The organism is Moraxella macacae 0408225, assembly GCF_000320365.1.
GTDB classification, from domain to species: Bacteria; Pseudomonadota; Gammaproteobacteria; order Pseudomonadales; family Moraxellaceae; genus Faucicola; species Faucicola macacae.
This window is the reverse complement of the sequence record NZ_ANIN01000001.1, coordinates 999,961-1,020,834: the sequence shown is the minus strand read 5'-3', so window position 1 is coordinate 1,020,834 and position 20,874 is coordinate 999,961. Positions and strand designations below refer to the sequence as shown.

At 39.3% G+C, this 20,874-nt stretch carries 17 protein-coding genes; 8 read left to right on the top strand and 9 right to left on the bottom strand.

Features of this window, described 5'->3' with window-relative positions; all coding sequences use genetic code 11:
- Positions 1 to 28 precede the first annotated feature (28 nt).
- The 7 genes from MOMA_RS04615 to epmB all read right to left on the bottom strand — a co-directional run bounded on the left by MOMA_RS04615 (position 29) and on the right by epmB (position 10,240).
- Complete coding sequence (locus MOMA_RS04615) at positions 29 to 2,125, bottom strand: transglutaminase family protein (protein WP_009767447.1); 2,097 nt, start codon at positions 2,123 to 2,125, stop codon at positions 29 to 31.
- Complete coding sequence (locus MOMA_RS04610; protein ID WP_009767446.1) at positions 2,122 to 3,147, bottom strand: DUF58 domain-containing protein; 1,026 nt, start codon at positions 3,145 to 3,147, stop codon at positions 2,122 to 2,124. Before MOMA_RS04610 ends, MOMA_RS04615 begins: the two co-directional genes overlap by 4 nt.
- A gap of 87 nt (positions 3,148 to 3,234) precedes the next feature.
- Positions 3,235 to 4,263, bottom strand: coding sequence for an AAA family ATPase (locus tag MOMA_RS04605; protein ID WP_009767445.1), 1,029 nt, complete (start codon positions 4,261 to 4,263; stop codon positions 3,235 to 3,237).
- 133 nt (positions 4,264 to 4,396) lie between these two features.
- Positions 4,397 to 4,846, bottom strand: coding sequence for a c-type cytochrome (locus MOMA_RS04600; protein ID WP_009767444.1), 450 nt, complete (start codon positions 4,844 to 4,846; stop codon positions 4,397 to 4,399).
- A gap of 2 nt (positions 4,847 to 4,848) precedes the next feature.
- Positions 4,849 to 7,020, bottom strand: a complete 2,172-nt coding sequence (locus tag MOMA_RS04595) for an EAL domain-containing response regulator (protein ID WP_009767443.1) — start codon at positions 7,018 to 7,020, stop codon at positions 4,849 to 4,851.
- 215 nt (positions 7,021 to 7,235) lie between these two features.
- On the bottom strand, positions 7,236 to 8,984 hold the full coding sequence (locus MOMA_RS04590; protein WP_009767442.1) for a hypothetical protein: 1,749 nt from the start codon (positions 8,982 to 8,984) through the stop codon (positions 7,236 to 7,238).
- A gap of 188 nt (positions 8,985 to 9,172) precedes the next feature.
- Complete coding sequence (epmB, locus tag MOMA_RS04585) at positions 9,173 to 10,240, bottom strand: EF-P beta-lysylation protein EpmB (protein ID WP_009767441.1); 1,068 nt, start codon at positions 10,238 to 10,240, stop codon at positions 9,173 to 9,175.
- Between the two features lie 149 nt (positions 10,241 to 10,389).
- On the opposite strand from epmB, the gene efp reads away from it, so the two are divergent.
- Positions 10,390 to 10,959, top strand: coding sequence for an elongation factor P (gene efp / locus MOMA_RS04580; RefSeq protein WP_009767440.1), 570 nt, complete (start codon positions 10,390 to 10,392; stop codon positions 10,957 to 10,959).
- A gap of 92 nt (positions 10,960 to 11,051) precedes the next feature.
- Here the strand turns inward: efp and MOMA_RS04575 are convergent, their stop codons facing one another.
- Positions 11,052 to 11,255 (bottom strand): hypothetical protein, encoded by a 204-nt coding sequence (locus tag MOMA_RS04575; protein WP_009767439.1) that lies wholly within the window; start codon positions 11,253 to 11,255, stop codon positions 11,052 to 11,054.
- Positions 11,256 to 11,511: 256 nt separating this feature from the next.
- Here MOMA_RS04575 and MOMA_RS04570 point away from each other — a divergent pair, with 256 nt between their 5' ends.
- Positions 11,512 to 12,753, top strand: a complete 1,242-nt coding sequence (locus tag MOMA_RS04570) for a toxic anion resistance protein (RefSeq protein WP_009767438.1) — start codon at positions 11,512 to 11,514, stop codon at positions 12,751 to 12,753.
- A gap of 145 nt (positions 12,754 to 12,898) precedes the next feature.
- Here MOMA_RS04570 and MOMA_RS04565 read toward each other — a convergent pair whose 3' ends face one another.
- Positions 12,899 to 14,404: a cation:proton antiporter gene (locus MOMA_RS04565; RefSeq protein WP_009767437.1), complete on the bottom strand. Its 1,506-nt coding sequence runs from the start codon at positions 14,402 to 14,404 to the stop codon at positions 12,899 to 12,901.
- Between the two features lie 339 nt (positions 14,405 to 14,743).
- Between MOMA_RS04565 and MOMA_RS04560 the strand changes: the two genes are divergently transcribed.
- The 6 genes from MOMA_RS04560 (at position 14,744) to MOMA_RS04535 (ending at position 20,816) form a co-directional block, all read left to right on the top strand.
- The gene (locus MOMA_RS04560; RefSeq protein WP_009767436.1) at positions 14,744 to 16,843 is read left to right on the top strand and encodes a M3 family metallopeptidase; all 2,100 of its coding nucleotides are present in this window, start codon (positions 14,744 to 14,746) and stop codon (positions 16,841 to 16,843) included.
- Between the two features lie 12 nt (positions 16,844 to 16,855).
- Positions 16,856 to 17,083 (top strand): YheV family putative zinc ribbon protein, encoded by a 228-nt coding sequence (locus MOMA_RS04555; protein ID WP_009767435.1) that lies wholly within the window; start codon positions 16,856 to 16,858, stop codon positions 17,081 to 17,083.
- Positions 17,084 to 17,338: 255 nt separating this feature from the next.
- A complete protein-coding gene (locus MOMA_RS09555; RefSeq protein ID WP_009767434.1) occupies positions 17,339 to 18,583 on the top strand; it encodes a hypothetical protein in 1,245 nt (414 codons plus the stop codon).
- 15 nt (positions 18,584 to 18,598) lie between these two features.
- Positions 18,599 to 19,096 (top strand): hypothetical protein, encoded by a 498-nt coding sequence (locus MOMA_RS04545; RefSeq protein WP_009767433.1) that lies wholly within the window; start codon positions 18,599 to 18,601, stop codon positions 19,094 to 19,096.
- Between the two features lie 47 nt (positions 19,097 to 19,143).
- Complete coding sequence (locus tag MOMA_RS04540; protein WP_009767432.1) at positions 19,144 to 19,998, top strand: TatD family hydrolase; 855 nt, start codon at positions 19,144 to 19,146, stop codon at positions 19,996 to 19,998.
- 47 nt (positions 19,999 to 20,045) lie between these two features.
- Positions 20,046 to 20,816 carry a tRNA threonylcarbamoyladenosine dehydratase gene (locus MOMA_RS04535; protein ID WP_009767431.1) on the top strand — a complete coding sequence of 257 codons (771 nt, stop codon included), beginning with the start codon at positions 20,046 to 20,048 and terminating at the stop codon, positions 20,814 to 20,816.
- Positions 20,817 to 20,874 lie beyond the last annotated feature (58 nt).

Here is a 20,874-nt window from a genome sequence, read left to right as displayed (position 1 = left end):
GCAGGTTTAAGCAGTTTTAAATTGAAAATCAATTTTTTATTAATTTTACAGCTTTTGTCAAGCGTTTAATCTGCTTGTTTTGTTTGTCAATATCATCTGTTGGTTGATAGCGAGCTTTACGATACGCTTTATGCAAAGCTTCAATGTCGCTTGGATTTTTTGCTTTGGCTTGGATACGTTGTAGCCAGTGTAGCACTCCTTCGCTGTCATTGCGAGCCAAACTGCGATCTTGTTTTGCCAAACGTTTCGATAAATCCAACAAATATTTATCGGTTTTATCCCAAATTTTACGGCGTTTATACCAAAGCCATAGTCCAAGCAATGCCAATAAAATGACAATTGCTACCACCATATACATGACTTGTTGATACACAGATTGAATGTTAAACCATTGAAATAACGATTTTTTTTGCTTGTCTTGGTCATAACCTACCACATCGCGTTGCCAATAATAACTGGCCTCATCAAACAATCTACGGGCATTTTGTAGCAATTGAAATTGTTGGTATGACAATTGTCCTGCAATGCCCTCACCAAACATTTTAGCACCAACGCTTGTGGTCAAACTGTCCATGCCCTGCTCAACACGATCAGGTGATACAAACGCTGTCGGATCAATGCGCACCCAACCATCACCTGCCACCCAAATCTCCACCCACGCATGGGCGTCCATTTGGCGCACTTCCCAACTTTTGCCATCACGTCCCAATTGGCCGCCTTGATAACCGGTTACAATGCGAGTTGGCACGCCAACAGATCGCATCAAAAAGGCAAAACTTGATGAATAATGCTCACAAAACCCCGCCCGAGAACCAAACAAAAACTCATCAATGCGATTTTGGCGTAACACAGGAGGCGACAAGGTATAATGAAAATTTTGTCCATTTATCCATTGCTCTAACGCACTGGCAAAAGCAATTGGATTTTTACCCACTTTTTCGTATAGGTTTTTTGCAAATTCACGGCTTTGCTGATTGCTGTTATCAGGCAACTGCAAATACTGTTTGCGCTCACTTTCACTTAAGGTTAACGCTATGGGTACATTTTTTAGATACGATACTTTATAATTTAAGCGTTGATAAACTTCCGTCCAATAACGCAACGTAAAATCCGATGTCAAACCAATGCCTTGTTGATTGGCAAAAGGATAATCCAAAGCAAACAACCAATTTCGCCCTGTTTTTTCCAAAATCACTCGATAAGTTGGTATGCTTTGTAAAGGCAATTTGGTATGACTTAAGGTTTCATTAAGCCACATGGGTATTGGTTGTTTTTTGTTATACCACATATCCGGGGCTTGTTTGCTTGGTCGCCACGTTACCCCATCAAAATCACTAAACACAAGGCCACGCCAATACATATCCCCACGTCTTGGCATTTCTCCGTCAAATTCTACGCGAAATGCCAATTCTGTAGATTGGCTTAATTTGGCAAAATCCCCAGGCGACATACTGTCAGAAATGCCTGTTGTGGCTTGATTTTGTCCACTCATATGCACCGCCCACAAAGGTGGCAAGCGCGGAAAAAACACAAAAATCACCACAGTTAACGGAATAGCCTGCACAACAAGTAGCCCCAATGTGCGATACCGCCCTGTGCCATCGTCATTCATGCCAATCATAGCAAATAACGTCGTCATCACACCCAAGGCTACAATCACAGTGGTTAGCAAGTCTTGTTCTACCAAAAAAAGCCCCGCCAACACAAACAACGCCAAACTCAATACCACATACGCATCGCGACGCGTATACAGTTCCAACAATTTACTTATCGCACAAAGGAGCAAAAACGCAATTGCCACATCTAAACCCAAAGCCGTCCGATAAGTAAACCACAGCCCTGCCAAGCTGCCCAAAAATCCGATATATTGCAACAATCGCATGGTTCTAGGCTGATAAAGCCAATTTGGCAACCGATGACGCACCACGCCAAACTGGGCAATAATAACCACAAGTGCATAACCAACAAGCCACATTGGCAAATGTTTGGCATGTGCAATCACCACAAACAACTGCGAAATTAACACCCAATGCAATGCCGATAAAGCACTGATTTTGGCAAATACGCCTTGTTTTTGAGTAACATTGGTTTGAAAAAGGGTTTTTGGTTTTATTTTTGGCTTCATGGTGCTTTTGCCAACCTTAACAAGCTGTCTTGTTGAAATGCCAATCCTTGCCCCATAATACCGTCATCATTAGGCAAAATTAACCGAAATGCAATTTGTTGTTGGCTTAATCTATCCACACCATAACGCAATTGTCGCAATTTATCTTCATGCGTGGTTGAGGGCATTTGATAATAATCCAGCACTTGTTGTTGTCCGACATTATCCACAAAACGCTTTGACAATAACCCTTGTCCTTTTGCCAAATGCGCCCATGAAATTCGTGCCAACGACTCGCCTGTTACATAATTATCCAGTTGATCAAAATCCTCTTGTCCTGCCCTTGTTTGTAGCGATGCAATGTTTTCATCTGTGCTTAGTACAAATTGCTTGGCTTTGACATCATAAGGCAATGCCCTAGGATAAATCCACGCATAACCGTCCAAAAATACATACGACCACGCTCGCAAAATACCAAGCGGATATACGGTGCTTACAGTCAATTTTGGCAAATCAAACCGCCCGCGTTTATCAGCCGCCACATACAAACTGATAATCTGTGGCTGTGCAATTTGATTGACTATTAATGTTTGAGATAACGTTTGATTTGGCGTCTGATTAACTGACTGCACCGGATTTTGTAGTGGCTGTGTCAAGTCATACACTTGCGCACCAAAACTAAAGCGAATTTGGCGATGCGGTTGCCGGCTATTACCGCTAACTTGTAAGCGGATTTGTACCCATTCACCTTCGGTTGCATTGGCAACATCAACCAATTGGATCTGAAGTCCTGCCAAATGTGCAAAAGTATAATGAATGGTAATCACCAACAAACCAATTAACAAAAAACACAAACCAAGCACCAAATTATTGGCGTAATTCGTGCCTGCCACAAAAGTAACCAGCAACAAAATTGCATACATAATTCCTTCTTTACTTAAGAAAATGTACACATTGTGCATGTTAAGTTTGGCTGTTTTTGTCAGCGGTGAACGGCGTTTAAACCAACTTTCAAACCGAGTTTCTAAATAATGTTGTAGCATAATTCAATGCAAAATCGCCCAAACAATGATCTCTTAAACCAAATTTCTTAAACCATAGTCTCTAAACAATAGTTTTAAACAATAGTTTTAAACAATAATTGGCACTTGACGCAACAAATATCCTGCAAGCGTATCGGGTGTTTTGCCTGCCAAATGATTAAACGGCACAAACGCTTGTCCAAGCCTATGATCAACCACGGCACAAAATACCGCTTGCACATCTTCTGGCGTAACTTCATTAAAACCGCCTAAATACGCATAAGCCTGCGATGCCTGTTTTAATGCCAACATGCCACGCGTAGACAATCCGTGATAATCACGACTTTCGCGCGTTTTGGCAACCAACCGCTGCAGATAATCCACCACCACATCTGCAATAAACACTTGTTTTACCTGTGATTGGGCGGATAATAAATTATCCATGTCAAGCATCGGTGTAATATTTGCCAACATTTGTCGCCTATCCGTACCAAGCAACAACTCACGCTCTGCATTGGGTGATGGATAACCGAGCGACAAACACATCAAAAATCGGTCAAGTTGTGATTCTGGCAATACAAACACGCCTGACTGCTGTGTTGGATTTTGCGTGGCAATCACAAAAAACGGATTAGGCAAAGGGCGCGTAACACCATCTTGAGAAACTTGACGTTCTTCCATGGCTTCTAGCAATGCAGACTGGGTTTTTGGACTGGATCGGTTAATTTCATCTGCCAACAACAATTGACAAAAAACCGGGCCTTCTTTAAACTCAAACACGCCTGTATCGGTTTTATACAACGAAATACCCAAAATATCGGTAGGGAGCATATCACTGGTAAATTGCACGCGGTTAAAATCCAGCCCCAAATGATTGGCAATTGCATGAGCGAGCGTGGTTTTACCCATTCCTGGCAAATCCTGTAACAACAAATGTCCATTGGCAAGCAAGCACGCAACCGCAAGTTTTACCACTTCCGCTTTGTCCAGTACAATTTGGTTAATGCTGTGGAGCATGGCTTGTAATTGAGTTTGTAACATTTCGCGACTTGGTTTATCGAAACTTGGTTTATCAGAATTTGGCTTATCGAAACTTGGCTTATCGAAACTTGGCTTAGTCATCATCGGCTGCGTCATAATCATTCCATCGGTTACTAAAATTGTGAAATTTTGTTAAATTTTATTTTTAGGTAAAAAATACTTTTTAAAACGCATAAAAATAAAACGCATAAAAATAAAAGGATAAAGCCTTTGCTTATCCTTTTTATGCCTATTTTAATGTGGATAAATAAGCTATGATGTCTTGGCGCATTTTGGCATCAGCAATTGGTTCAGAACGCATCCGTGTGCCATTTACCGCTTGTTTTGGATTGGCAATGTAACGATCAAGCGACTCGGCTGTCCATACGATTTGGCTGTTTTTTAACGCATCGGTATATTGATATTCGTTTAACAGCCCAACATTTGCCCCATAAATACGCAAAAGCTGTGGGCCTTTATTGTTACTGCCAACTTGTAAACTGTGGCATTGCTTGCATTGTTTTTCGTAAGCAACTTTACCCAAAACGGCATCGCCTTGATCATAAACAGGCAAAGCCACAGGCGGTCTTGTGGTGGGTGGCTCTTTTTGACAAGCAGCTAAGCCAAACAGCATTACCAACCCTGATATCACCGCCAATACCGTTTGTTTGTTAAAACGCACTACAAGGGTAGTTGTCATTATCACGCCTGCTCGGTTTTAATTTTCATTTCTTTGCTCGGTTCTTGTAGGTAGTTGCCTTGCAAATATTTTGCTCCAACTGTCCAAGCAGCTGACATCGCTGCAGGGTCTTGGATAAAGGCCATCAGACTGCTTGCACCGTGTTCATGAATTTGGGCAATGAGCGATGAAATGGTTTCTACGTTGTCGCTGTTTTCCAAATCTTTGATATAACTGCGATCAAGACGAACGATATTTGGCTTAATAAAATCCAAAATCTCCATTGAATTCACCGCTGAACCAAAACTGTATAAACCAACATCACAACCAACTTGTTTTAACATTTCGGCTTGTTTTTGCGACATTGCCATATAATCGTTCACCATCGTTTCGTTAAACTGTAAAGTAATACGCCCTGTTTCATCACCACCGATCGCTTGTAACAATTTGGTTACAAAAGCCGATAAACTTTCATCGGTCAACGATGCTGCACTAAGGTGTACCATAATGCGTGCACTTGCATCAACTTCTGTGCGATAGCGTTTGAGATTTTTACAAGCGTTAATCAACACCCAACGGTCAATTTTATCCATCAAGCCGTGTTGATTGGCAACGTGCAAAAATTTATCCGGTGTCATCAGTGTGCCATCTGCCAAAGGCAAGCGTAAGAATACCTCAAACAAACTACTGGTATCACGTTCAACATCATAAATCGGCTGATACATTAAGGTGAATTTATTGTGTTCAATCGCATTTCGCAAGGTTTCTAACAACACAGCGTCATCTTCACTGGCAAATGCTGATGGATCGTACAGATAAAACACATTGCCATCAACATTGTCTTTAAGTGCCAATCCAAGGGCTTGTAACACACGGTCAATAATCACAGGTGCTTCAGGCGAGGTGCTGTTAATCATGGTCGCACCCACGGTAACAGTGGTTTTTACTGTTCTTGCACCAACTTCAATTAACGTTTCACCGATTTCTGCTACAATTTGGTTGCCAAGTTCTTCGATTTGTTCTTGTGGCATGTTTGGCAAAATCAACATAAATTGGCTGTCGCTAAATCGACTGACATAGCCTTTGTCCACTTTATCTTCACCAACAATCGTGGCAATTTTTTGTTTTAACAAATTAGCAATGGCAATTACCACACTGTCTACGCCTTGAATGCCAAGGCTTGAGTTAATTTTACCAATATCATCAATACGCACGCTTAACACGCCAGCCAACAAGCCTTTTTGCACCACCACTTCACGCACGCTTGTCAACACTTGTTCAAAACCACGGCGGTTAAAAATCCCTGTTAATTGATCGATACGCTCCATCTGTGCCAATTTTTTGGCAAGTTCGGCGTTGTTATTTTCATCTGGTTGAATGATGACTTGTTGACATGGCTCGCCCTCATACGTAGCCGCCGCCAGTTGCAATTTTGCATCAAACGTTGAGCCGTCTTTACGCACCGATTCAAATTGAAACTCCACGTTTTTGCGATTGCCTTTTTCAAAATCTTTTAAAAAATTTTTAAAATCTTTGATATTATTGCTTGCAATTAAATCAATAATCGGCACGCCCATTAAATCGTCCATGCTTTGAAAGCCAAACATCTCCAAATACGGCTGATTGGCATAAATGTGCAAGCCTTCTTCTACATAAGCAACCGCACTTTTTGAGTTTTTAATCAAAATATTGGCACGTTGTTCGGCATCTTTTAACACTTGACGCAGTTTGGTTAAATCATCACGGATAAGGCGTTGGCGGTGCTCTTGATATACCCGAAGTGCCATCTCCATAACACGCTCTTTTGGTAGGGCGTCCACCGCTCCCCAATGTGCATACAAAGGCAGTGCGATATCGGTTTTATCGTCATCTTGTACCATTTCAAGTTTGGTTTGATCTTTGGCATCAAGGAGTTTTGTGTTTATGCCATTTTCTGGAATAATGCCAATAATTGGCAAATCAAGCTCTTGCTCTTTAATAATTTTAATCACTTGTGGCAAGGTCAAATCATACGCCTTACCCATAATCAAAATATCCCACGATTGACGCAATAGTTTTAGCAATTCTTCTTTGTCATCTAAAAATCCCAAACTTACTTTTTTATAATAATTTTCTTCTAAAACATCAATCAGTCGTTCGGCGTACAGTTGATTGTCATCAATAATCAACAAATGTAAGTTATCAGGTTGTTTCATAAGTTTTCCAAAAAAATTGATAAAATTGATTTCGTGCAAACCAAAACTACAAAAATAAAAGCTCTATTATAAAACAATTTATGACTTATTGCCTAATGTAATTATGTAATTTTATTTTTTAACTTAACCAGTTATTTTTTAGTTTAACAAGTTCAATTTTATAGATTTATTAATCAAACTTTTTAAAATTTTAGCAATTAGTGTGCTTTAAACAATTACTGCACCCTGATAAAAGAGTACTCCTCCACATCATCGGTTATATTTAACAGTTCCACCAAGCGAATATTTGCATCTTTGTTGTCAATACGCATGATCAATTTTTCATCAGTTTGATAACCAAAACGTGCCATCATCACCGTTGTAACATGACGGTTAAACTCGGCATTTTTAGGAATGACGAGTGCAGGCACAAAGTTATGCGGACGATTGCCTGGATTTTGTAAACGCACGCCACACGGTATCACGCCACGCCCAAACAATCGAACCATCACATCAATATCGAGGATTTTTTTCCGACCCTCAGCAAAAACTTGACTTATTTTTGGAGTTTGTTGCAAGGTTTCAATGCGTCCCAAGAACCATGTTTTGTTTGGATCATCAGCCAGACGCGTTGCTACCATCGACCCCACTTGAAGTTGACTTAACGCTGTTATTTCACTGCCTCGGTGCAGGGTGTGTTGTACATCGGAGGTTTGGATATATGCCAAAACATTGCTTAAATGGTATTGATGAAAGTTACTTTCTACCAAGTCTACTAAGGTTGATTTATTGAGCTGATTTTGCACTTGACTGCGTGGGCGCAAACGTTCAGGCAACTCATTGGCTTGGATAAGATTGCCAAGACTGGTTTTGTTTGCCAACATATAATGAATGTGATAAAAACCGACCACTGCTTGGCATTTGCCAGTAGCATCGCCAAGTTTTTCAGGCGTCATTAAGCGTTTGTTAATATTTTGCAGCATTAAGTTGGCAAAACGCTGTAAAATTTTATCATTGGCATCTTGGCTGTTTTGTGATTTTGCAACCACTTGTTGTAAGATGGTTGTTAATTTTGAAAAACCGATAAACAAACAATTGCTGTCTTTTGAAAACGGATTAAATGCCAATTCTGCGTGCAACAATTGTGGCGGTTGGTTGGATTTTTGATTGATAAACAAATACGGTTTTTCTGCCAACTCGCTGGTAATAATCAGTGCACTGTGCCAATCATTACTCATTTTTTGCCACATCAAAATATCAGGGCGACGACATGCAAGCGGATTTACCACCTCACTAAACAAACATTGATGATACACTTCCTCCATCGTTAACGGCTTGCCATTGGTTAAACCTGTTTGTCCAAACAATGGCAAATGGTATGCCACATTTTTCCAGTTGTTGCTTTGCATAAAATGATAGCAAGCGTTTAGCCACTGCCAAATTACCTCGGTATTTTTGCGATAACCGATTTGTTTTTCAAACAATGCCTGACGAAGCAGACTCATCATACCATACAAGCATTGCTTGACAATTTCATCAGCCGTCTTACTGCGACCAAATAACACACTGATGCCTTTTTTCTCAGCAAGTTGTGGGTTGTTTGCTACGCGTTGCCAAACACTGTTATAAAATATCACCCCCAAATATTGTACCGAAATTGCCATATCCAGTGCTTGTTGTTGGCTTTCATTTAAAATCCCCGATTGATTTTTATAAATTTGGTGCAAACTTGAAATCAAGCGCTCTGCCACTTTTAGCACCGATACAAACAGCTCCAAGCGCTTATACTCCTCCATCTGTGCGTGCATAAGCTGATTTACCACATTTTGATAATGCAGGTACATTTCTGCAATGTTTAAACGGTTAAACTGCATTTGCCAGTCAAGCAAATTTTCACCGTTATCACCAATCACAAGCGTCATATTTTGAGTTGTCGCGACATTGGGTTTTCTTAAAAAATCGCCTAAATTTTTATCATTAATCATATATCCATCACCACCATTCAATGCAAATTTACAAAAAATTATCCATAAATTTCTGATTTTAGCAAATTTTTGTTAAAAATGTTACTCTTATCTAACATTTTTTGGTTATAAAATTGTTATTAAAACTTTGTTAAGAAAATGATAAATAAAATCAAGTGGTTAAAATTATCAAAATCTCTGCTTTTTTGCTACGAGTTTTTTGCATACAAATTCAGCGGTGTTTTAAATGCTTCATTTGGTGTTTCGCGTACCAATTTTGGCACAAGATAGCCTGCACATTTTTCTAACAATTGCCAATAAATTGCCACCGCTTGTTCATCGTCAATATAAAAATGACTTGCCCCTGCCACTTTATCCAAAACGTGCAAATAATAAGGCAACACGCCTGCCTGCCAAAGTTTTTCGCTTAAAGTCGCCAAAACATCGGCGTTATTGTTAATATTTTTTAATAAAACTGTTTGATTTAACAAAGTAATTTGGGCAAGTTTTGCTTGTTTAAAATAAAACACGGTTTCATCGTCCAACTCGTTTGGGTGATTGGCATGAATCACCAGTACAATTTGGCAACGACTTGATGATAAACGCTGTAACAATGCATCGTGCAGCCTAGATGGAATAACCACAGGCACGCGACTGTGTAGCCTGATGGTGCAAATTTGGGATAAACTTTCTAAAATATCCAAAATTGCAAACAATCGCCTATCACTTAGTGATAACGGATCGCCTCCGCTTAAAATCACCTCGTTAACCTCAGGGTGTTTGACAATATAATCAACAATTGTTTGCCAATCGTTGGTGGTTGGTAAGTTTTCTTGATAATCAAAATGTTGGCGAAAACAATAGCGACAATGCACCATACACGCTCCTGTAATCGGTATTAATACTCGTGAGCGGTATTTATGAATAACACCTTTGGTGGGGTTGGCTAATTTTTCAGCAAGCGGATCGGCAACAAACCCTAAAGCCTGCACAGTTTCAGCAGCGGTTGGTAAAATTTGCAACAACAACGGATCGTTCATATCGCCTTTTTGCATTTTTTTTACAAATTTCTGTGGCACTTTTAACGCAAAATCGCCCACTTTTTCAGCAAAATCAAGGGGTAAATCCAACATTTTTGCCAATGTTTGTCTGTCATTAATGGTATTGGCAAATTCCATTCTCCAATCCAAACCAGTATCTGTGAGGTTGGTGGCATGAATCGCTTTGTTGTTTTTTGCATGGTACTGCCTGTTATGTGGGTTGTGCGGATTTGACATGAGGATTTTCCATCAGTTTGTCTGATTATTTTTGTATTTTTTGGTGTAGATTGTTTGAAATCACAGATAAAATTGGTTATTATATTGTGTTTGTAATTTTTTACAAGTATAACCTACAGCGAACAATTTTTTACCCTTTAGGAAAGTTTATGGCTTCTTACTCAACCAATGAATTTAAAGCTGGCTTAAAAGTCATGCTAGATGGCAATCCTTACGCAATTTTAGAAAACGAATATGTAAAACCCGGCAAAGGCCAGGCCTTTAACCGCGTTAAAATGCGCAACCTAAAAACCGGAAAAGTACTAGAAAACACCTTTAAATCAGGCGATAGTTTAGAGGGTGCCGATGTTGTTGACACCGAAATGAACTATCTATACAACGATGGTGAATTTTGGCATTTTATGCACCCTGAGAGTTTTGAGCAATTACAAGCAGACAAAAATGCAATGGGCGATGCGGTAAAATGGTTAAAAGAAAACAGCAACGAAACTTGCACAATTACCTTATTTAACGGCGTGCCACTTAGTGTCTGTGCACCAAATTTTGTGGAATTGGAGATCAGCGAAACCGATCCTGGCTTAAAAGGTGATACCTCTGGCGGTGGTGGCAAACCTGCAACCTTAGAAACAGGTGCGGTGGTACGCGTGCCACTGTTTGTGCAACAAGGCGAAAAAGTAAAAGTAGATACGCGTACAGGTGAATATTTGTCGCGCGTGTGATTTTGTTGTCTTCATAATCTTAATAAAAACATAATCTTAATAAAAACATAACATAAGTTTAAAAATGGTGATTAACAATCACCATTTTGTGTTTATTTTTTTGCCAATTTTTTTAACAAGAAAGATTTGGTATTGAAAGATAAAGAAAACATCTGCATATCAAACTGCGTTTCAATAGACTTTTCATTCTGTGCTATGAAATTTGCATAATCTTTTATATCAAGCATGATTTTGGTTAAATCTTTAATAAAGCCATTATCTATAAAAATACTTTCAAGTGTCGTTAATTTTGACATGGTATGCCCTTGATCTTTTATTTTACTTGATCTTTTATTTTAATGGTTATTGTAAAAATACATAGTTATTGTAAAAATACATTGTAAATGATTAATAATCCATTGTCAAAACAGCTAAGTTTTACAACAAGTTTTTTAAACTTACCCATCTATATTCAATAAAACATTAAAATAAAAAATATTGCAAAAAACTACATTGTTACAAAAATTTATGCTAAACTTGCCAAATTTTTATTTAGATTTTAGCAGATATGTTATGAACCTTACTCCGCCTGACCATTTCAATCAAACATCACCTATCACATTAGAACCTCCAGCTCCAATTAACGCCGTTTCTTACGATGAAGCTGACAACATGGTAAAACTTGACACCAGTAAAATACCAGAACTTGATGCCAAAGTTAGTGCATTTATCCAAAACGTGTTGGCAAATCCCATACACAGCAATGAATTTAACGAAACAGTTAACGCCATTCATCAACTTGGCAATGCCGAAATCCGTGCCTGCGCCCAAATTTCCAACCGAATGCTTGACCGCCCTGCCAAAAATATGGATAACGCACTGTTTGACAACTCACCAATTGCCAAATCATTGATCGAGTTACGCGGTATCATAGAGGATCTCAATCCAAACAAACACGGTGTGTTATCAGATCGTCGCAAGTTTTTCGGCATTATTCCCAGTATTATCCCCATAGGCAACAAAATCCAAGACTATTTTCGCAAATACGAAAGCTCCCAAATCCATATTAACAAAATTATCGAAAGTTTGTATCAAGGCAAAGACGAACTTCTTAAAGACAATGCCAGCATTGAACAAGAAAAAGTTACCATGTGGACGATGATGCAGTCATTGCGTCAATACATTTATGTTGGCAAAAAGATTGATGAACAACTTGAGCACAAAATCTACGCACTTGAAGTCCAAGATCCTCAAAAAGCACGGATTGTCAAAGAAGAAATGCTGTTTTATGTACGACAAAAAAACATGGATTTTCTCACCCAGTTGGCTGTGAACATTCAAGGCTATCTTGCCCTTGATATGATACGCAAAAACAATCTAGAGCTGATAAAAGGCGTTGATAGAGCAACAACCACAACAGTTTCTGCCTTACGCACAGCAGTGATGGTCGCCCAAGCTATGAACAACCAAAAACTGGTACTAAGCCAAATTAACGCCTTAAATATCGCAACCGCAAGCCTTATCGAAGCCACATCTACCATGCTAAAACGTCAAACAGGGCAACTGCACGAACAAGCCAGCAACAGTGGCATTCAATTAGAAATATTACAAAAATCGTTTAATAATATTTATGAAACTATGGATTCAATTGATCAGTTTAAACACAAGGCTTTGGACAATATGCAAAAAACAGTCAAGGGTTTGCGTGATGAAATAAACAAAGCCCAGCATTATTTGGACAGATCCAAACAACAAATAAAAATTAACACACAGCTAAAAATTGACGATAAAAAATTAGACAAGGTAAACATTTAACCATTTTCAAGCTATTTTTTCATTTTAAAGCCCTTGGTTAAACCATTGACTAAAATAAAAAAAGGCAAGCAGATCTTACCTTTTTGTAGCGTTTTAATTTCTTAAGCAGTTTTAACAGTTTTAAACCGTTTTTGAACTTAATCACTTAAAAACTTTTTGGATCTTTTAATTCATCATGTCCATCGGCATCAACAGATGGTTGTGGTACGGCAATACCCACAGCACAAGGATCATCTTGAATAATTTTTGGAGCAGGCTGATAACGACTAATCACCTCGTTGCCATACTCATCTTCGCCAATGACATATTTAAACCCTTTGCGATTAAAATGATTAACCACACGCTGATACCACCCTGCAAAACCTGTTGTAGGGGCGTTTGGATTGTGATAAAACGCGTTCATCACATTAGGCAAACCAAGCCCACACACCACGCCAGATAGCAGCACCACAATAAAAGTATAACCCACCAAATACGCACTATACGGCTGTAATTGTGGCACATTGGCAACCGACAAAATCAATGCCAGCGAAATACCGCCACGCACACCGCCCCACGATAAAATCGTCAAACTGCCATTGTAGCTGTATTTTTTCAGTTGTGGAAACAAAGCAAATGACACAAAATTGCCAAAAAAACGTGCAATGTGCAAACACACAAACGCCAAAATCCCTCCAAAAATCAAACTTACCGACAAATCTAAAATAAACAACTCAAGCCCAATTAAGGTAAACAAAAATGCATTAATCACCCCTTCAATGGCATGCCAAAAATGGTTAATTTCATGAATTTCATCTTCAGAACGAATGTCATGCCACTTATTGCCAACAATCAAACCGCCAACCACACACGCAATTGGTGCAGAAGCATGGGCATAAAGTGCCACCAAATACGATCCGCTTGCCAAAAATGCCGTTGTCAAAATCAGCGACTCCATTTCATGCTTGCCTGCCAACACCCGAATAACCAACTGACCAAACAACCACCCAATCATTCCTGCTACCAAAACCTCATAACCGAGCGTTTTTAGCATACCTAGCACACTAAACTCACTGCCTTTTATCACACCCAGAATCGTCATAAACAGTGCAATACACACCGCATCATTAAACAGCGACTCGCCTTCTAACTTAATCATCAAATGATGTGGCGCTTTGACCGAACTTAACACACCTTTAATTCCAATCGGATCGGTTGCCCCAAGCCCTGCACCTAATAACAACAACACCCCAATCGGAATAATATGCCCCGACAACCACTGAAAACCAAACATCAAGCCTGCAAAAAATACCGCACACAACCCCAATGCCAAACTTGCCAAAATCCCAATTTGTCGCCAATAATTTTTTAAATCTGACACCTGAAATTTTAAAGCCGAGGCTGTCAAAATAAAACAAATCACCCCATTAATCAAAAAATCATAAAAATCAATACGTTTTACCGCTTCTTCAATATGATGAATATTAATGGTAATAAACTCACTGCCATTTAACAAACTGGCACTCCATTGCAAAATAAACACCAACACCGCCGATACAATTGGCACGCCGATCGCCTGTGGAAATCCCAAAATCCGCTTGTTAAACATCGTGGTAATCACTGACAGCGAACACACCGCAACCAAGACTTGCAATAAGAAAAAATTTCCCATAATTGCTACCTTTTTAGCAAAAAAAATCATAAAAAACGCTTAAAACCACTAAAAAAAGCAAAACTTTCCCAAATAATGAACTTTATATTATGTAACGAAACGCCAAATACTGCAACCAATTATTCATATTTTCGCGTATTTTTTCTACTATGATTTTTAACCAAATTTTAATCAAAATTTAGCCAAAGTTTGGCTAAATTGTTAAAATTCTCCAACTTATTCACCCTAACTTACACCAATTGCCAAAACCAAATTGAAAAGCCAAATTGAAAAATTGGTATTTTTTTGTTAAAGTGGTGCTAATATTTTTATAACGACCAAAAACAGGAACATTCAATCATGCCAAATAAAAACCTCCATCTTGTCAATTTTAACCAATTAAAACTTGAGCAATTACAACAACACATAAGCGACTCTTTAGAAAATGGACATGCTTTTTTAGCCATGCTAAACGATGAACCTGTGGCAACCACCAGCCAACACGCACTAAATGACATTATCGCTTTTGAACATGTGAACATTGCTTTGGATCGCAGTTGGGGGTTATTGTCGCATTTAAACAGTGTGGTGAGCAGTGATGAGATTCGCACGTTACATCATAAAATTTTACCAAACGTCAGTGAATACGGTACAAAAGTTGGACAAAACCAAGTACTGTTTAGTCGTTATCGCCACGTGATTGAAGATAAAGATTTTTTTAACCAATTAGAACCTGCTCGTCAACGTGCATTACATTTGGCAATGCAAGGTTTTGAGTTGTCTGGTGTGGCATTAGATGAGGATAAAAAAGAAAAATTTGCCAAATTGGTCAATGATCTGTCAACCTTATCGGCAAAATTTTCGGATAATTTGCTTGATGCAACCCAAAGTTATTTTTTACCACTGCTTGATAATCAATTAAGCGGATTGCCACAATCTGCCCTTGCAATGCTCAAAGATGCAGGTGTGCGTTATCATGAAAAATTTGGCAAAACCCAAAGTACATACGTCGCAACCCTTGATATTCCTGTATATTTGGCCGTGATGACGTATGCTGATGACCGTGGGTTGCGTGAAAAATTATACCGCGCTTATGTAACGCGTGCTTCTGAACACAGCGAACAAACACAATTTAACAATGCCAACATCATGACTGAAATTTTAGCAAAACGCGAACAAAAAGCCAAACTGCTGGGTTTTGACAATTTTGCTCAAGTATCGCTCGCCACCAAAATGGCAAAAGATGTTGCAACCGTTGAACAATTTTTAACCGATTTAGCCAAAAAAGCTATGCCGTACGCCAAAGCAGATTTAAAAATCCTAGAAACCGAGGGTTTGGCATTTGAAATTGATGAACTAAAACCATGGGATACCGCCTATTTGGCTGAAAAAGTGCGTGAACGCAAATTTAACCTTTCACAAGAAGCACTACGCCCATACTTTCCGCTCCCAAAAGTGATTGATGGTTTGTTCCGTATTGTGCAACGTTTGTATGGCATTTTTATCGTGGAGAAAACCGATGACGTCGAACGTTGGCATGAAGATGTGCGTTTTTATCAATTGTTCGATGAAAATCAAACCCTTATCGGTGGTTTTTATTTTGATTTGTATGCACGCACAGGCAAACGCAGCGGTGCGTGGATGAGTGGTTTTCAAGCCCGTTATCAAAACACACAACACGGTTATCACCAATTGCCCGTTTGTTTTATGGTGGCTAATTTTACCCCTGCAATTGACAACAAGCCAAGCCTGCTCACCCATGATGAAGTTTTAACCTTATTTCATGAATTTGGACATGGCTTGCACCATTTATTAACCGAGGTTAGCATTTCTGATGTGGCCGGTGTCAATGGCGTGGAATGGGACGCGGTAGAATTACCGAGCCAGTTTATGGAAAATTGGGCGTGGCATGCCGATTCAATTGCACTCATTAGCGGTCATGTAGATACAGGCGAACCTTTGCCAGCTGCTATGCTTCAGTCTATGCTCAATGCCAAACACTTCCAAAATGGCATGCAAACACTGCGTCAGATCGAATTTGCCTTATTTGATTTGTTGTTACATGCCACCACACCCGCCCCTGATTATGAAGGCTTATTAACCTTGTTAAATCAAGTTCGATCTTGTGTTGCTATCATGCCAACCACTGACTACAACCGTTTTGCCAACAGTTTTAGTCATATTTTTGCAGGAGGCTATGCCAGTGGTTATTATTCATACAAATGGGCGGAGCTTTTGTCCGCTGATGCGTTTGCTAAATTTGAACAAGAGGGCATTTTTAATCCAAACACTGGTAAACAATTTCGCGAACAAGTATTGGCAAAAGGTGCATCTCGCACCGCACAACAAAATTTTGAAGCCTTTCGTGAACGCCCTGCAGACATTGAGGCCTTGTTGCGTCATTCAGGCTTTTACGAAGAACTATTAAGTGATGATGTAACAAACTCACAATCTTGGTAACAGGTAAAACCCATGCGATATCAGTCTGGCCGTCCAAAACGCCAATTTTTGGCAGGGGTAACATGCCCAAAATGCAGCAAAATGGACACCATCGTTCAAATTGAAGTCTTTAAACCCATGCCAGATGAATACATAGAGTGCGTGGCGTGCGGACATACCGAACGTCGTCCCACGCCTGATGAGTTGCCAATCATAACGCAAAATACCGATGCAACCGTTGGCGTGGTAAAGTTTAAATGATATTTTAAACTGTATTTAAAGCTGTATTTAAAACATAACCAAGCAATGTTCAATAAAAAACCAAAAACAAAAAATTGGTAATTTTTTAAATTTTTGCCCTTTCAGTAAAATATTGTTTCATTTTATGCTAAAATTTGTGCAAAATATTGTTAAATGCTGCTTTTTTTTGCTATAGTATACATTATTGCAAAAACTGGTAATGATGAGTTTTTTATTCACAACATTTTAAAATTGGTAAAAAATTGGTAAAACATTATGAGCGACAACCGTAACCAAAACCCAATGGACGATTTCTCATTAGATTCATTGGATTTAGACAGCCTGGATTTGGGCAACACGCCAAATACCAATGCAGACAACAAACCAGATAACGCCTTAGATTTGGATGCGTTTGATTTGGATATGATAACAGCGGCCACCTCCGCATCAACACAAGCCTCAACCAACAATGCCAATGTTACGGTAGATTTTGATGATGTAAATCTTGACGATTTTGACAACCAAGCAGACACAAACAACAGCGATGCAAATTTGGATTTGGATACGCCCAATCTAGATACGCCTAGCCCAAACACGACATTAGACACGACATTAGACACGACATTAGACACGACATTAGACACGACATTAGACACGACATTAGACACGACAGATTTAGAATTTACCGATTTGGAAGCGACAGATTTAGACGCCGACGACACCATAGAAACTGTAGAAACACTCAATATTAACATCCCCAGTTCAAACACGCAACCAACCGATGATTTAGCCCAAAATCCAACAAACTCATCACCAAATGACATCGATGATTTGGATTTGGACGATTTGGTCGCTCCAACAGCAGCAATTGGTGCAAGTGCAACAAACACAACCAACACCACAACACCTGATACAAAAACCCAACCGCCAAAAGACGAACCAAACAAGCCCTTATTCGGCGCAAAATCCGATAAAAAAGCCAATTTGGCCGACAAAACCATGTTGGTAAAAGGCCCAAAAACCGCCACCAAAAAGAACAATAACCTAATTTATGCCTTATTAGCCGTGGTGATTTTAGGGGCGTTGGCATGGTTTTTAATGAAACAAATGGGCGGTAGTGAAGAATCGATTGCACCGGTTGTTGCTTCAGATTCAGCACAAGAAACAGAAGTTGCATCAGTTGGTGCAAGCACTGACACAGCTGCAAGCACCACCGAAACAACCGAAGCAACAAACACAGCAATAACACCCACTGAAATCACGCCCATTGAGATTACCCCCATTGAAGTTACACCCATTGAACCTGCGGTAACAGCCGAAGAGATCTTAAATGCAGAAACACCGACAGATCCAACGCTTGCCAAAGAAGAAATTGATCGTTTGGCCGAACAAGAAAAAATCATTGAAGAACAATTAACCATGATGAACGATTTGTCCAACAAAAAAGAAGAACGCATAAAGCTTTTGGAGCAACAAATCGATCAATTAGAACAGCAAAAAGCCCAAGAAAAACAAAAATAGCCCAATGGCACGTTTATGTTGACTTTTGCGGATAAAAAAACCTTGCTGCATGACCGTTATCAAGCGTTAATTTTGCCCATTCCTGTGTCAGGCGTTTTTCGTCATCGCTTACTGCTTCGCGTGCAAACATTATACCCTAAGTTTTATCAAACTTATCGTCAAGCCTGCGAACGCGGTGAGTTGGCACTTGGACAAAACTTGATTTATGAACTGCAAGACGTCTTTGGCATGGGCGTTGCTGGTGCAATTTCTCGTCCAAAATTTATCACAGCAATGGCAATTCGTGAATTTGCTGAAACCGCTGTACACTTAAATTTTATCAAATCTTGCTTACAACAATTTGAACCAATTTTACAAAATTGGGGACGTTATGATGGATATCGTCGCGTGGCGATATTGGCAGATGATGCATTAATTTTGCCTAATAACTGTGATTTTGACAACACGATTTTGCCGTTATTTGAACAATATTTACAACCCATAAGCAGTTTAAATACCGTGATTTATCGGTAGCTTTTTGGTAATGAAGTTGGTGATTAAGATTGACAAATAGAACATTCATGCAACATTTAATGCTTATTGACACGCACACCCATTTTGACTTGCCAGAATTTGATATCGATCGTATCACTCAGGCCAAACTTGCTTTTGATAATGGCGTTAAGCATTTGGTTTTAATCGGATTTTTGGCAAAATATTTTCAGCAAATGGTGGCGTGTCAAACTCAAATGCGTGATTTTATCCAACAAAATCAACCCAGTCCGATCCCACATTTGGCATTTGGTTTACATCCGTTTTACATCACCCAACACCATGACAATGATTTGTTAATTTTGGAGCAATTTATTAAGCAATATCAAAGCGTTGCAATTGGTGAAATTGGCTTAGACACCTTTACAGATGAGATGAAACAGACACAAAATTATGCCAAACAGCAAGATTTTTTTATCAAACAATTAAGCCTAGCCACACAATACCAACTGCCCGTGTTGCTACACATTCGTAAAGCACACGCTGCTGCTATCCGTATTTTAAAACAGCAAAAATTTTGCCAAGGCGGTATCGCCCACAGTTTTAGCGGTGGCATTCAAGAGGCAAAAACCTTTGTCAATCTAGGGTTTAAAATTGGCATTACAGGGCAAATCACCAATCCAAATGCCAAAAAATTACGCACTACTGTGGTAGAACTGGTAAAAACCGTGGGGCTTGACAGTTTGGTGATTGAAACAGATTGCCCTGATTTCACCCCAATTTGTTGTCATCAGTCGCACAAACGACGCAATACGCCTGCCAATTTGGTATTTGTATTAGATGAATTAAGTATATTGTTAAATATAGATAAACAATTACTTGCTGAGCAACTTTGGCAAAATAGCATCAAGGCTTTGCCAAATTTAACCAAATTCAATGTGTAACTGATTTATATTTAACAATTCCTATTTAACCAAATTTAAAAATTAAAATGAGTGATTTACAATACGATCGTCGCTTTGCAGGCACAAAAAAACTCTATGGCAATGCCAATTTTGCCAAATTTGAACAACTTCATGCCCTTGTGATTGGTGTCGGCGGTGTTGGTTCGTGGGTCGCTGAAGGTCTTGCGCGCACAGGGGTTGGCGAAATTACCCTAATTGACATGGATCTTTTGGTGGCAAGTAACGTCAATCGACAATTGCCTGCAACCAACAGCAATTTTGGCAAAAGCAAAATCCAAGCGATGGCAGAACGTATCGTAGAAATTAACCCACTTATCCGATTACACTTGATTGATGAGTTTTTATCTGTTAATAATATAGCATCGCTTATCCCCAATAAAGCAAAGCACCAAGCATTACAACAGCAAGGCAAACAGCTTGTCGTATTAGACTGCGTTGATGACATAAACGCAAAAATAGCGATTGCGTTGCATTGCCGTTTTAACAAATTAAAGCTCGTCGTATCAGGCGGAGCAGGAGGCAAAACCGATCCAACTTGCATCACCATAAGCGACTTAAAAGACACTTATCAAGATCCATTGCTTGCCAAATTACGCCAAAAACTGCGTGAAAAAGGCATCAATCAGCAACTAAAAGAAAAATTTGGCATAAAATGCGTGTACTCCACTCAAATGCCAATCATCGATAAGGCGTGTCAAACAGGTGGTCTGCATTGTGGTGGTTATGGTTCAGCCGTTGCCGTAACGTCGGTTGTGGGTATGGTTATGGTTGCTGAGGCATTAAAAACCGTTGGCTAAATCACGATTTTGTCAATTGACACAAAACTTGTATATGTTTGTCAAGTTTATTGTGTCT

What these genes read in the sequence shown, in the direction of transcription:
- MOMA_RS04615 (WP_009767447.1), bottom strand. Translation starts at nt 2,125, where the DNA reads ATGAAGCCAAAAATAAAACCAAAAACCCTTTTTCAAACCAATGTTACT.
- MOMA_RS04610 (WP_009767446.1), bottom strand. Translation starts at nt 3,147, where the DNA reads ATGCTACAACATTATTTAGAAACTCGGTTTGAAAGTTGGTTTAAACGC.
- MOMA_RS04605 (WP_009767445.1), bottom strand. Translation starts at nt 4,263, where the DNA reads ATGACGCAGCCGATGATGACTAAGCCAAGTTTCGATAAGCCAAGTTTC.
- MOMA_RS04600 (WP_009767444.1), bottom strand. Translation starts at nt 4,846, where the DNA reads ATGACAACTACCCTTGTAGTGCGTTTTAACAAACAAACGGTATTGGCG.
- MOMA_RS04595 (WP_009767443.1), bottom strand. Translation starts at nt 7,020, where the DNA reads ATGAAACAACCTGATAACTTACATTTGTTGATTATTGATGACAATCAA.
- MOMA_RS04590 (WP_009767442.1), bottom strand. Translation starts at nt 8,984, where the DNA reads ATGATTAATGATAAAAATTTAGGCGATTTTTTAAGAAAACCCAATGTC.
- epmB (WP_009767441.1), bottom strand. Translation starts at nt 10,240, where the DNA reads ATGTCAAATCCGCACAACCCACATAACAGGCAGTACCATGCAAAAAAC.
- efp (WP_009767440.1), top strand. Translation starts at nt 10,390, where the DNA reads ATGGCTTCTTACTCAACCAATGAATTTAAAGCTGGCTTAAAAGTCATG.
- MOMA_RS04575 (WP_009767439.1), bottom strand. Translation starts at nt 11,255, where the DNA reads ATGTCAAAATTAACGACACTTGAAAGTATTTTTATAGATAATGGCTTT.
- MOMA_RS04570 (WP_009767438.1), top strand. Translation starts at nt 11,512, where the DNA reads ATGAACCTTACTCCGCCTGACCATTTCAATCAAACATCACCTATCACA.
- MOMA_RS04565 (WP_009767437.1), bottom strand. Translation starts at nt 14,404, where the DNA reads ATGGGAAATTTTTTCTTATTGCAAGTCTTGGTTGCGGTGTGTTCGCTG.
- MOMA_RS04560 (WP_009767436.1), top strand. Translation starts at nt 14,744, where the DNA reads ATGCCAAATAAAAACCTCCATCTTGTCAATTTTAACCAATTAAAACTT.
- MOMA_RS04555 (WP_009767435.1), top strand. Translation starts at nt 16,856, where the DNA reads ATGCGATATCAGTCTGGCCGTCCAAAACGCCAATTTTTGGCAGGGGTA.
- MOMA_RS09555 (WP_009767434.1), top strand. Translation starts at nt 17,339, where the DNA reads ATGAGCGACAACCGTAACCAAAACCCAATGGACGATTTCTCATTAGAT.
- MOMA_RS04545 (WP_009767433.1), top strand. Translation starts at nt 18,599, where the DNA reads ATGTTGACTTTTGCGGATAAAAAAACCTTGCTGCATGACCGTTATCAA.
- MOMA_RS04540 (WP_009767432.1), top strand. Translation starts at nt 19,144, where the DNA reads ATGCAACATTTAATGCTTATTGACACGCACACCCATTTTGACTTGCCA.
- MOMA_RS04535 (WP_009767431.1), top strand. Translation starts at nt 20,046, where the DNA reads ATGAGTGATTTACAATACGATCGTCGCTTTGCAGGCACAAAAAAACTC.